Annotated in this window: 10 protein-coding genes; 1 reads left to right on the top strand and 9 read right to left on the bottom strand. The window is 42.5% G+C overall.

The window, feature by feature from the left end; all coding sequences use genetic code 11:
* Positions 1-37: 37 nt before the first annotated feature.
* The 8 genes from OKW21_RS08340 to OKW21_RS08305 all read right to left on the bottom strand — a co-directional run bounded on the left by OKW21_RS08340 (position 38) and on the right by OKW21_RS08305 (position 9,766).
* Complete coding sequence (locus OKW21_RS08340; RefSeq protein WP_277478957.1) at positions 38-679, bottom strand: ligand-binding sensor domain-containing protein; 642 nt, start codon at positions 677-679, stop codon at positions 38-40.
* A gap of 360 nt (positions 680-1,039) precedes the next feature.
* A complete protein-coding gene (locus OKW21_RS08335) occupies positions 1,040-2,926 on the bottom strand; it encodes a sulfatase-like hydrolase/transferase (protein ID WP_277478956.1) in 1,887 nt (628 codons plus the stop codon).
* A 99-nt stretch (positions 2,927-3,025) separates the two neighbouring features.
* The gene (locus tag OKW21_RS08330) at positions 3,026-4,573 is read right to left on the bottom strand and encodes an alpha-L-fucosidase (RefSeq protein ID WP_277478955.1); all 1,548 of its coding nucleotides are present in this window, start codon (positions 4,571-4,573) and stop codon (positions 3,026-3,028) included.
* Between the two features lie 235 nt (positions 4,574-4,808).
* Positions 4,809-6,065: an NAD(P)/FAD-dependent oxidoreductase gene (locus OKW21_RS08325; protein ID WP_277478954.1), complete on the bottom strand. Its 1,257-nt coding sequence runs from the start codon at positions 6,063-6,065 to the stop codon at positions 4,809-4,811.
* Positions 6,066-6,112: 47 nt separating this feature from the next.
* The gene (locus OKW21_RS08320) at positions 6,113-6,421 is read right to left on the bottom strand and encodes a 2Fe-2S iron-sulfur cluster-binding protein (RefSeq protein WP_277478953.1); all 309 of its coding nucleotides are present in this window, start codon (positions 6,419-6,421) and stop codon (positions 6,113-6,115) included.
* A 141-nt stretch (positions 6,422-6,562) separates the two neighbouring features.
* The gene (locus OKW21_RS08315) at positions 6,563-7,720 is read right to left on the bottom strand and encodes a cytochrome P450 (protein WP_277478952.1); all 1,158 of its coding nucleotides are present in this window, start codon (positions 7,718-7,720) and stop codon (positions 6,563-6,565) included.
* Positions 7,721-7,839: 119 nt separating this feature from the next.
* On the bottom strand, positions 7,840-8,646 hold the full coding sequence (locus tag OKW21_RS08310) for an alpha/beta hydrolase (protein ID WP_277478951.1): 807 nt from the start codon (positions 8,644-8,646) through the stop codon (positions 7,840-7,842).
* Position 8,647: 1 nt separating this feature from the next.
* Positions 8,648-9,766 (bottom strand): alcohol dehydrogenase catalytic domain-containing protein, encoded by a 1,119-nt coding sequence (locus OKW21_RS08305; protein ID WP_277478950.1) that lies wholly within the window; start codon positions 9,764-9,766, stop codon positions 8,648-8,650.
* 169 nt (positions 9,767-9,935) lie between these two features.
* Between OKW21_RS08305 and OKW21_RS08300 the strand changes: the two genes are divergently transcribed.
* Complete coding sequence (locus tag OKW21_RS08300) at positions 9,936-10,826, top strand: AraC family transcriptional regulator (RefSeq protein WP_277478949.1); 891 nt, start codon at positions 9,936-9,938, stop codon at positions 10,824-10,826.
* A 131-nt stretch (positions 10,827-10,957) separates the two neighbouring features.
* On the opposite strand, the gene OKW21_RS08295 is transcribed toward OKW21_RS08300, so the two are convergent.
* On the bottom strand, positions 10,958-12,775 hold the full coding sequence (locus OKW21_RS08295; RefSeq protein ID WP_277478948.1) for a DUF5060 domain-containing protein: 1,818 nt from the start codon (positions 12,773-12,775) through the stop codon (positions 10,958-10,960).
* Positions 12,776-12,786 lie beyond the last annotated feature (11 nt).

Here is a 12,786-nt window from a genome sequence, read left to right as displayed (position 1 = left end):
TTGATAACCGCCGGGTAAATAATTTTCAAACCTATATTCACCTCCCGTTTTCTGTCAGCTTGCTTAAACCATACTGTGTGCCCACCCAGAGGGCACCGCATTTATCTTCAAAAATGGAAGTGATACGATTGGCAGAGTTTATTGTTTTATTGACCGGGTGAGGGTAAAGTCTGATAAAACTGCCTTCATGGTCTCCCTCTCCTTGATGGTATAAGTTTAAACCGTTTTGAGTGCCCACCCAAATCCTTCCCTGGCTATCATGATAGGTAGTCAGCACCAAATCGCTGGATAAACTGCTATCATCTGAAGGGTTGTGGTTAAAACGAGTAAACTGCTCCGTGTTAGAGTCAAACTTATTTAACCCACCACCGGTAGTACCTATCCAGATATTCCCACACTGGTCTTCGGCAAGGCTAAAGATAAGATTGCTGCTAATGCTATGCTTATTTTCCGGATCATTTTGATAAACCTTAATATTGTAGCCGTCATATTTATTTAGTCCGTCATGGGTGCCAAACCACATAAAACCCTGCTGATCCTGCAAAATACAATTGACATCATTTTGAGATAAGCCTTGCTCGGAGGTAAGGTGCTCAAACTGCAATGATGCGTCATGAGCTAACAGAGGTAGCGTATAAGATAGTAAGTAGGCTGATAGTATAGTTTTGATGAATTTCATAAAATACCTACAAATCAAGAATAGGTTTTAAAATTTGGTGCTTTACATAGTTATTAAATATTAAATTGTTAATAATAAATCATAAACGCAAAACTGCTCCTTTAATTTAAAGGCACATAGCCACTCCATAGCAATTGATCAATTTTCAAAATAAACTGCCTGATATTTTTTCATATAAAGAATATAGACCGGTCATTTGTAATATTTTCAGTATAAAACACATATGACCATAAAATTTGTTTGGAGAACAAAGGTTTGCGCTTATTCGCATCTTTGTCCACTTACAGGCTGGATTCAATTGAGAGATATAGAAAACAGCCAGCGATGATTCGCTGGCTGCTCATTATTTCTAAACCTACCTTATTTATATTCAAAAGTATTAGGAATGAGGCCAAGACGACCTAAAAAGTCCTTACTGGCAGCAGAGACATTATAGTTAATAGCTACATTATCTTTCACCTCGCGCACAGTCTGCACAAAGGGCTCGGGCTTCTGAACATATAATAAGTAGTTAATCGCCATCAGGGCCAGATCATTGTTTTTATGTTTACAGTAGCTTTTCAATTTTTCAGTAGCCTCCGGACTAGAGAAATTATCGTAAACTATGGCGGCAGCAGTAAGGGCTACAGGTGGGTAATCATCCTGCATAGCTTCAGTGAGCTGGGTTTCACAATCTTTGAGCATTCCCTTGTTCTGAGACCTGAGGCCTATTGCTGCCCAGTAGCGAACAATTTTATTGGGATGCTTCAGCAATTCCAGCTGTTGCTTCATAATACTTTCACCCCTCTGACCAGACAAACTTGCGGCAGCATAAATTTCTTTTAAAGGATAGTCTGATGCTGACTGTCTGAAGGTGTAGGGAGTAGTACTTTGGGAGATGAGACCGATTTCGTATTCGGGTAGAAACAACACATCTTTCTGGGCCAGAATATTGGCTTCCAAAGCCTGTCGCATCTCCCGTATGCGTAATTGATGTTCTGTTTCTTCTACCAGATTATCAGTTTCCCACAGATCGCTTTCAATATCGTATAGAAACTCCGCAGGGCGTTCTTCAAACAAACTTTGCTGAAGCTCATTCAGCTTATTGGCTTTTAAGTCTGCTCGCATTTGCTGTTTAATATCTCCAATTTCCATATACCTGATGTAGCGGGCCTGTGGCATATAGGGCATATAATTACGAGAGTACACATAACGGCCGTCCGTAACGGTTCTCACCATATCAATACCATTATCTGATCGGTCTGAAGAGAGAAATAATTGATCTACTGGCTCATCTCTGTCTTCGCCAATAAGCACCCTTCCTTTCATATGTTCAGGAACTTCAGCCCCTGCCAGGCTGATGATGGTGGGTGCCAGATCTTCAAAGCTGACCAGTTCATCGGTAACCGTTCCTGTGCCCCAGGGTGACAGATGCTCATACATAGGAGGAAACCATACGATGAAGGGGACCCGATAGCCTAGATTGATACCGTTCGTTTTTCCCCGGGGTATGCCCTCTCCGTGATCTGCATAAAAAAAGATAATGGTACTGTCCATCAGCTGGTCTTCCCGCAAGCGGTCTAAAAGCTCACCAACTCTGTTGTCAGTCAGCTTAATACTATTATATACACGGGCAAACTGTTTACGCATTTCCGGGCTATCATGGTAAAAGGGAGGCATGTCAAATTCATCTTCCTCTATCCTTTCCTGAGCAGGCAACTGCTCATATACTTCCTTACGATACCATTCATAAGGATTGGTCATGGTACGAGACTGATGTGATTCATTGTAATTGAAGATAGAAAAGAAAGCCTGCCCTGGCTCTCTGTTCCACCAACCTGCCTGATTAGAGCTTTCGTGCCAGGCTTCCTCTATAAAAGCTTTTTCATTTGCTACATTATAGTCTGTTTTACTATTGTTAGTCACATAATAGTGCGCCTGTTTTAAATAGTACGGAAAGCCTTTGATGAAATCCGGCACGGGATAGTTGCTTCTATGATTGCCGGTACCCATGGCATAGGTCCTTGCACCTGTAATGATGGTAGAGCGGCTCGGTGAGCAAACCGTACCAGTAGAGAATGCATTGGTAAATCGCACCCCTTCTTCTGCTAACTGATCTATGACCGGTGTGCTGGCATCTTCATTGCCATAGCAAGCAATAAACTGCGGAGATGTGTCTTCAATGGTAATCCACAATATATTGGGCTGTTGTGCATAACCCAACTGGTTTATTAATAGAATCAGAATCGTCAGAAAAACAGGTTTCATAGTTTTAGGTTAAGATTAGATGTTAAAGCTATTATACAGTTTTTTGCATTAAAAAGTATGAAGAATACAGCTTGATTCATTCCGCACTCACTTTTAAGCTTACTGATTCGCCCCTTTTTCTTCTGCACGGTAAATGCCGTCGGGTGCTTTTTCCAGTTCAATTTTATAGCCGTAAGCATAATCTTTATCCAATACACTTTTTGGTGGTGCGATGCTCAGCCCTTCATGAGTCTGCTCCCAGTCTACTTTTTCTTCCGTACCCATCAGGCTGATGTTAACAATCTTATCTGGTAGTGAGGCTATGGCAGTAGACATTGACCTGATCAGAATCTCCTCCTTCGGTACATCCATGACAAATGCGTAGATAAAGTTTTCTTTGGTCGTAAAGCGTATGTCTTTTTCAGACATTTCGCTTTGATTGTATTCGGTATGGTCTCCTAATTTTGAGCGAGAGGGTCCCTCACCGTAATAGTGCCAGGGTCGGGTGCCGTATATACCTTCACCATTCACTTTTAGCCAGGCACCTATGTCCAGTAAGGTCTGTTGCTGATCTTCAGGGATACTTCCATCAGCTTTAGGCCCGATATTGAGTAGTAGGTTTCCATTTTTACTTACAATATCCACCAGCTCATCTACCAGTTCGCTGGCAGGTTTGTTTTCCCAGTCTTCTACATAAGACCAACTGTTTCTGCCAATAGAGGTATCTGTCTGCCAGGGCAAATCCCTGACCCTGTCCAACTTGCCCCTTTCCAGGTCTAGTACGGCTACACCATCAGGTATGGGGTCATACTGTATTCTTTTATAGTTCAGCACTACGCCCTTATTCCACTCTTCCGCACGATTGTAATAATGTGCCAGCAGTTCTTTACGATACTCTTCATATTCTGGTGTGCAAAAGCCGAAATCAAACCACATCAGATCCAACTGATATTTATCAATCATCTCTATAGCTCTTTTGTACCACAGGTCTTTAAAAGCTTTGGTAGGTTTTTCATTGTAAGCATGCGGCTCATTGTACAGGTCACGATAGTCAGGGTCTACCGTATCATAACCTTTGGCATAATGCCACCAGTACCAGCCAAAAGCGAGGTGAGATGAGCTGCCTATTTTCATATTTCTGGCCCGAGCTTCTTTTGCGAGTTCGCCCAGGATGTCACGTTTGGGTCCCATGTCTACCGCATTCCAGCGGGTATGGCTAGATTCGTACATGGCAAAACCATCGCAATGTTCCCCTACCGGAACCACGTATTTAGCTCCGGCTTTGTAAAAAAGCTCAATCCACTCGGCAGCATCAAACTTTTCACCTTTGAACAGGGGAATAAAATCTTTGTAGCCAAATTTACCCGGTTTACCATAGTGCTCTTTATGATATTCATAAGTAGGATTGGGTTTGTCAGACGGTATACCTGTGACATGCGAAGTAAGCGTAGACCTGTACATATGAAAACCATACCACTCACTGCCAAAAGCTGGTACCGCATAAGGCCCCCAGTGGATGAAAATGCCAAACTTAGCGTCAGCAAACCATTCAGGGGTCTGGTACTGTGCCAGTGACTCCCAGTTGGGTTCATATTTTTGAGAAAAACCTTCCTGGCAAAGAAGAAAGCAAAGAATAGAAAAAAATAAGCCCTTTTTTATCTTGTCCATATATTAAAAGTTTATACTGAGGCATCCTTAGTTTCCTACCGCTCTGCTAAAACACGGTAAAAAATGCCCCATCCTGATATATTACTATAGGTAAACAGATGATTATCAGCCAATTATTCAAGTCAAAGCTTTGCGCTGCAAATTAGAGGATGGTGGTTGGAAATGCATTATTATTATCCATAGGTATGGCGATGCACTATTGATTTTGAGAAAAGCATCCAGGTAGTAAAGGTTATTATGCTCTCAAAATATTAGCTGGTTTTAGCGCTACTGACGGATTGGCTAGCTTAACCTTATCTAGTTTTTGACCACTTTTGATAAACTTGGTTCCTAAAACATAGGCTTTTGCATTGTTTACCGCATCAACAGCTAAAAGCGTGTCACCTTTGAAATACCAAACCGAGAAACGTTTACTATCACCATTTTCATGACGGACCAGCACCTGATCATAACCCGTAGAGAGTCCGACCAATTGAAGTTTAACATCATACTGATCTGACCAAAACCAGGGTATGGTATCATAGGCAGTATCTTTTCCACAGATAGCCGAGGCAGCTACTTTTGCCTGATCAATAGCGTTTTGTACAGACTCCAATCGGATAAAGCGGTCGTAGTGCGGATTATAATGAAAGCTACAGTCCCCTATCGCATATATATTTGCATCATTTGTACATGCGGACTGATCTACCCTTATGCCATTTTCAATTACCAAGCCTGCCTTCTGGGCAAGTTCAAGGTTTAGCTGTATTCCAACCCCTATGACGACCATATCAGCTTCAAACTGTGAGCCGTCAGCACAATTGATTTGCTTCACACCATCAATAGATTGTAGTGAAACCACTTTTTTACCGCATACTATATTGACCCCGTTATCTGCATGCAATGCATGAAAAAACGCTGACATGCAAGGGGCAGTGACACGTGCCAGCACACGATCCTCTCGCTCGACCACTGTTACCTTCGCTCCAAGTTTGCTTAGAGAGGCCGCAGTCTCCAGGCCAATATAGCCTCCGCCAATAATCACTACCCGTTTACTTTTACCTGAAGACAGGGTTTCACGAATATGCGTAACATCTTCAATGCTTCGTAATGGAAAAACCTTGTTAGCATCATTGATACCCTCAATGGGAGGAATCAAAGGCCTTGCTCCGGTAGCAATCACCAGTTTATTGTATTGCTGGCTATTGCCATCGCTCAATACAATTCGCTTTTCATCCCGATTGATGGCACGAACTTTCTTTCCAAGTCGCAAAGTGATGTTGTCTCTTTCATAGCTTTCTACTGGTTTGAGCAGATGCTTGTCTATACTTTCGTCATTTGCCAGATAGGCTTTGGACAAGGGAGGTTTGTGATATGGGAAATTAGGATCTTTATCGTAAACAATGATATCGCCCTGCCAGCCTTCTCTTCGCAAATGAAACGCGAAGTTAATACCGGCATGACTCGCTCCTATGACTACACATACTTTGTTATCTATTGGATTTATTGACATTATGGCATCCTTAGCTACTCAACATAATTCTCCTCCAGTATTGCTAATCACTTAGCAACTCTCAAAACTATATTATCCAGCGCTTCATCAAGCTGCAACTGACAAGCCAGCCTGCTGTATTCGTCTGCATCATCATCCAACTCCAGCATATCTCTTTCTATTTCGTTGGCTGCTCCGGTTTTATGCATATGCTCCTGTGCTACATGCACATGACATGTGGCACAGGAGCAGACTCCTCCGCAGTCACCATCAATACCGTGTATACCATGTTGCACTGCCAGTTCCATGACCGAGCCGGAGGTTCCTTCTACTGTAATCGTTTCGTTATCGCTGGTGATAAAAGTTATTTTTGCCATGATTGACTTCTTTATTTGTTAATTGAATAATTGAACCTTAGCGTACTATCCGTACCCGTTCAAAAAAGTGAAATGTAATTATGCCTGCTTTTGGTTTATTTGGTCGCAGAAGCATATGACCAGAAAGGAAAACAAATTTTATTAACGGGCTTTGAAGCTGACACTAATCTGATCGTAGCCTACTTTGCGTTTGAATTCATCCAGATCCTCAATATTTTCTTTCAGATCAAGAATATCAATGCGCTCTACCTTCTCGGCCAGGTTTTTTAAAAATATTTTCATCATCTGCCGGGTGTGCGTGGCCCCCAGACATTTATGATGCCCGAAACCAAAACCTACATGCGGATTTAACTTACGATCTAAAACCACTTTATCAGCGTCTTCAAAAACAGATTCGTCACGGTTAGCCGAGGCCCAGCATAGTGAAACTCTGGAGTCTGCCTTTACAGCATGTTCACATACTTGTGTATCTTCTGTTACCACACGTCCCATATGAGTCAAGGGAGAAAAGTAACGTATCAACTCTTCCACAGCTTTACCAATAATCTCCGGCTCATTACGTAGGCGCTGCAGTGCCTCAGGGTGCTCAGCAAAATATGCTATTGAATTAGTTACTGCATTGATCACCGTATCTCTACCACCGGCAAAGGTCAGGACCATCACCCCTTTTGCTTCCTCAGCAGTTAATTTCCTACCCTCCACTTCTGAATTGAGCAGTACGGAGTACAAATCATCTCCCGGATTCTGACTTGCTTTCTCAAGCTGACGGTCTATGTATTCATAAAGGATATTTGCTTTTGATGCATCCAGCGCTACACCTTCGCTTCTGAATACATGTGTGCCCCACCCAATCCAGGTCTCTGCTTCTTCGTAAGGAATATTGAGCAATAAGGTTAAGGCACGAGACTGTAAAGGAAGAGAAAACTCACTGACTACCTCTATAGTTTCTTTTGCCAGTGCTTCATTGATAATGGCTTGAATTTGTTGGCTCAATTTTTCCTCATATTCAGGTTCCAGTGGCCGCTTAAACCAGCGCTCAATAATAGACCGATATGCTCCATGCATGGGAGGGTCCACTTCAAAAGGAATCTGACGGGTGTCGCGAATATTTACTTCTGAAGGCACTACGATACGGCCCGGTACTGCACCGGATGTAAATTTCTTCCAATCATGCGCTGTTTTGCGGACATCTTTTAGTCGCAGCACCATGGTTACTGGATCAATCTGATCGTTCATTTTTCCGTACCCCTTCTCCTGACGGGCACTTTTAAATGGATCAGCTAACTCACTTTTTTTCATCTTGATCTTATTTACTTTTAAGCGTAGTTTTGAACACTAAGTCTTCATTTGGCGCCCAAACTAAGGGCACGAGCCTCTTTTATTATTTTAGCCTCATCAAAGCTATTTTAGCATACTGATTAATCATTGAGGTGATGATCAAAGAAAAGGAGCGTATCAGACAGGTGTTGCTTCCAATAACTCCAGCTATGCCCCCCCTCAAACTCTTCATACACATGAGAAATACCTGACTTCGTCAGCTTGGCATGCAGTTCTCTATTGTATTCTATCAACAGATCATCTTTTCCACAGTCAAATCGGATGGGGGGCAGCTTGCCTTGATTAGCTTCCATGCTTAAGTATACACTACTTGCCTGCTGGCCTGCCTCCTGATAAAGATCAAGCGGCTCTTCCACAAAGAGCGGCATTTGCTCTATAGCGGTGATGGCACTGTGAGCAGAAATCGCTTTAAAAATATCAGGATAAGCAGCTCCTAACCTTAAAGCACCAAATCCTCCCATAGAAAGTCCCGAAATGCAGAGAGGTGAAGCATCTGAAACGCATGCTATATTTTCTTTTACAGCAGCAGGCACATCTTCCACTATCCATTTTTCATAATCACCAGAAGCCAGCAATTGATAAGCTGTCCCATCTCCCCAAAGTCCATCCGAGGGCATAGCCAGTACCATAGGCCTAATTTTCTGCATTCGGATAAGTTGCTGGGTAGTCATATGAGCTGCCCCCTTATGCGTCCATACCCATGCGCTTCCGTATACACCATGCAGCAGCAGAACAAGGGGGAGGTTTTTCAAATGAGATGTCTGCTCCGGCACAAAAACACAGATATCACCCCTCCCCTTCAGATGTTGTGATTTAACGGTAATGAAACGCAGCCCATTACTTTCATAAGCAGCATCTGAGATTTCTGTAGTTCTAAAGATTGACATATCAGTTGAAAGTAATTACTCCTTTTGCGTTTTTGCCACTAAGCATATCGTCAAAAGCTTGCCGCAAATCCTCTATAGCATACTGGCGGGTCACTAATTTGTCTAATTGCAAATCTCCCTTTTCGTACAGTTTGATCAGTTTAGGAAAGTCAATAAAAGGATTACACTTGCCGTATAGAGGGTTGATATAGATTTTATCCCATTCAAACAGGTTCATATCAATAGTAATCTCCTGCTCTATACCACTTACCTGCACTGCTGTACCGGCATTTCTTATCATTGCCAGGGGAGCAGCGCCCAAAGCAGGGATGGCGGTACACTCAAAAGCATAATCAGCGCCTCTTCCCTCGGTCATCGCTTTTACTTTATCAGCAGCCTCACTCAAATTCTTATCTTCTTTATTGGCAAGTATAGTGTTGGTGGCACCAAATTCTTCAGCCATCACCAGCTTTGCCGGATTTACATCAATGGCTATGATGCTGGCTGCACCAGAAATTTTTGCTGCCTGTATTACGTTAAGCCCTACTCCTCCCGCACCTAAAACTACCACACTTGAGCCTGCCTTCACCTGTGCGCTATTTACTACTGAGCCATAACCGGTCATTACGCCACAACTGATAATACTTGCTGAGTGAAAAGGCATATTTTGGCTGGAAAACTTTACCAGAGCAGATTTCTTTACCAAAGCATATTCCGAAAGCGTACCCAGGTTAAATGAGCGCTCTATGGGTTTGTCATTCCATAAAGTGCCCTCCAAATGGGCATGCCCTGGTGTATAACCGTTTGCCCCGGCGGCTACCGGAGAATTCTGTTCACAGATATGAAAATTGTTGATCCTGCACTGGAAACATTCACCACAGGGCGTGGCCCAGTTAAAGATGACCGCATCACCCTCTTCAAAACCTTTCACTTTATTGCCCACTTTCATTACCAGTCCGGCACCTTCATGTCCCATTACTACGTGTTTGCCCCAGGACAATGAATCATAATCGGTATGGCAAATGCCCGCCGCTTTTACTTTTACCAAGACTTCATCTTCTGCTGGCTCTTTTACTTCTATGGTTTCTAAACTAAAATCACCATTTCCTTTGGCAACAGCCGCTTTACAAAAAATTGACATATACTGGTTCTTTAGTGTTAAACATGAAAAAAAATTCTACAGACCGTCTTTTCTATTTCAAAAATAAATAGATACTCAACAGCATTCTTCTGCTATTATGATAGAAAAGTATTCTATTTTGTCTTACTTTATGTATTCAGGTTAATATATGGAACAATTTGAATGATTTATGAAAGCGGTATTTGAAAAAATCAGTAACCCCCAGGCCAGTACGGTTACTGCATTTAGCTATAAAGAAGATCATTTTTCTGCCCCCTGGCATTATCATCCTGAGTGTGAGCTTACCTGCATTTTAGAAAGTGAAGGTATAAGGTATATTGGAAATCATATCTCTGAGTATCAGCCGATGGATTTGGTGCTTTTAGGTGAGAACCTTCCACACAGATGGAAAAATTCAGATGATAGTACTTCCAAGGCTAGTGCTTTAGTGATACAGTGGAGTCATGACATTGTTCCGGAAGTGGTTGATCTTCAAGGGATACAAATGATGATGGCAAATGCTAAAAAGGGCATTTTCTTTGGCAAAGTAGTAGCTCAGGAAATTTTACCCTTGATGCAGAAGATGTTAAAGCCTGAGGGCAACAAATACATTCAATTACTTAAGCTATTACAGAGGCTTAGCCTGGTGAGTAATTATCAGCATCTATCTGGTGATGATTTTTCACCAGATTTGTCATGGGAGACAGGACACCGATTGGACATTATCCAGCATTATATTGAGGCACACTACACTGAAAAGATTACGCTTAGTGATGTAGCCGAACTTGTAAGCCTGACTGAATCCTCCTTTTCCAGATTTTTCAGTAGGGTCATGAAAAAACCATTTTTTAGCTTTATTAATGAATACCGGGTAAACAGAGCAAGCAAGCTATTGATAGAAACAAACGCCAGTGTCGCTGAAATAGGCTTTTCCTGTGGATATGAAAGCCTGCCTTATTTTTACAAACAGTTCAAGAAAATAAAAGGCTATTCTCCCTTAGTGTTCCGTAAAGTTTACCATAGGGAAAGTGATGAAAGAGGGAAGATGTACGATAGGTTTGTTCATCAGGAGGATAGTTAGCCTTGTATCTAAACCTTATAAATGCACCTCCCTACATAATTCAGATTGATAGGGATTTCAAATAAATCAGCCTAAACTATTATAGATAAGCTCTTTCTTATTTGTGCTTTGCGAATAACTACACACAGTTTCTAATCTTTTGTAATCAACACCGCCCAGTCCTGCTCAGACTCATTGGGCGGTAGGCCTAAAGAATGCACACTTCCTCCTTTTATTTTCTTCTTACTTCCTTTAAGCATTTTGCCTCCCTCACGAGGATTGTACCACATCACTGTGTATTCCCCTTCATGATCTTCCAGATTTAGTTTGGCTTCTCCTCCATTTTTGAGATAGACAACATACTTTTCACCCGGCTGAGCCAGACAGTAATCTCCTTCACTACTGAGCAGTTCATCGGCAGATTGCATCAAGTTGACCTGTATGTTATTATTATTAAAAAAGTCAAGGCATACTTTGCCCTGATCCCAAAAGAGATCTCTTGACCTATAGTCCTGACAAGTGAGGTCAGAGTGTGCATGGGCATAACCGAAATACCACTCTGTACCCCAGGCACCTGCCATCATTGCCCCCCATAATCCGTTTTTGCGGGCATCATTGTGTACGGGATCTTCAGCATCGGGCAGCAGTGAGTGCTGGGCATCACCCGGCTCGTCACAAGCGACTGCCCAGATTTTACCTTCTGCTTCAGCATCCTGAAGTACTTTTAGGGTAGAGGTATGAACATTTCTGAAATCTTCACGATTGGTTTGTAAGGAGGCCCCGGTGAACTTACTATCGGGTCCGTAAAGTGGGGTAAACCAATTGCCATTATGAATAACCAGATGATGCTGATAGGGGTCTATAGAACTTACGTAATCTGCCAGCGCCAGCCGCTCACGAGGATAAAAAGGAAAAGTTTGGGGGGACTTTACCCAGTCGCCGGTTTCTTCGCAGAGGTTCCAGTTTAGTGCCAGATGATGCCCAAAGCGAGCGATCAGCTCACGATAATAAAGCTTGGTATACATGCCTATACCGCCATTGTCCAGAAGTCCCTGATTTTCTGCTTCCATCGTTTTAAAGTGCAGGAAAAGCCCTATCTGATCTGCATGTTCAAAAAGTATTTCCCACTGGTCTAATTTGGAGCAGTCAAATCTGTCCCAGGTATCATAGTCAACAAAGGGAAAAACATTCTGATCATCACCTTCTATGTTCATGGTGAGGAAAGAAACAGCATTCATGCCCTTGTTAGCCAGGTAGTTTAGTGCCCCAATAATCTCTTTCCCTCGTTTATCTTCTCCCCAGCTGGGATCATCTTCATTCCAGTCCTGCAGATGAGCCTCCCAACTTTTTACCAGATTATCTTTATGTCCGTCAGTCTTAAAGTCCCCATCAAAGCCATCATAGGCCAGAAAGTTTTCAGGAGCATCGGCACCACATTTCAGGAAGTACTCTCCCGTTTCAGCAAACTTCAAATACCTTTCTCCCACATAGCTAAGCCGGCCTTTTCCTCTGAAGTCTCTACCATTTTTATCGGTATCAGCAATGCTCAATGTACCTTTTGCCTGATCTACATATCCGGCACTTTCTCCTACTTCTTCTTTTTCTCTTACCGCCACCCATTTTCCTTTGAGGAAAGAAACTTCATAGGTCCACTCACCCGTTTCGTCAGGGGCAAAATGTACTTTCCAGCTATTTCCCTCTGTAGCTCCACTATTTGCCGCATGGCCATCAGCAGCATAGTAGCCAGGAATAAGATATTCTTTACCGCTTGTAGCATGCTTGAAAAGAACATTCAAACGATAATGAAGAAAGGGGTTCTCTTCTGCATCTTCTGAGGTTTCAGGGCCTTCGCAGACCAGGGTGACCTTATGCCACTTCTTTAACTCTCCTTCTATCTTAATAGATGAGTTTTGAGCAAAAACCTGATTTAAGTTCATCAGCATGAAGGCAATGAAAAGCACATTTCGCATCTGATTAGGTG

The organism is Catalinimonas alkaloidigena, assembly GCF_029504655.1.
GTDB lineage: Bacteria > Bacteroidota > Bacteroidia > Cytophagales > Cyclobacteriaceae > Catalinimonas > Catalinimonas alkaloidigena.
The sequence above is the reverse complement of the archived record's forward strand: the minus strand, read 5'-3'. Positions and strand labels throughout refer to the sequence as shown.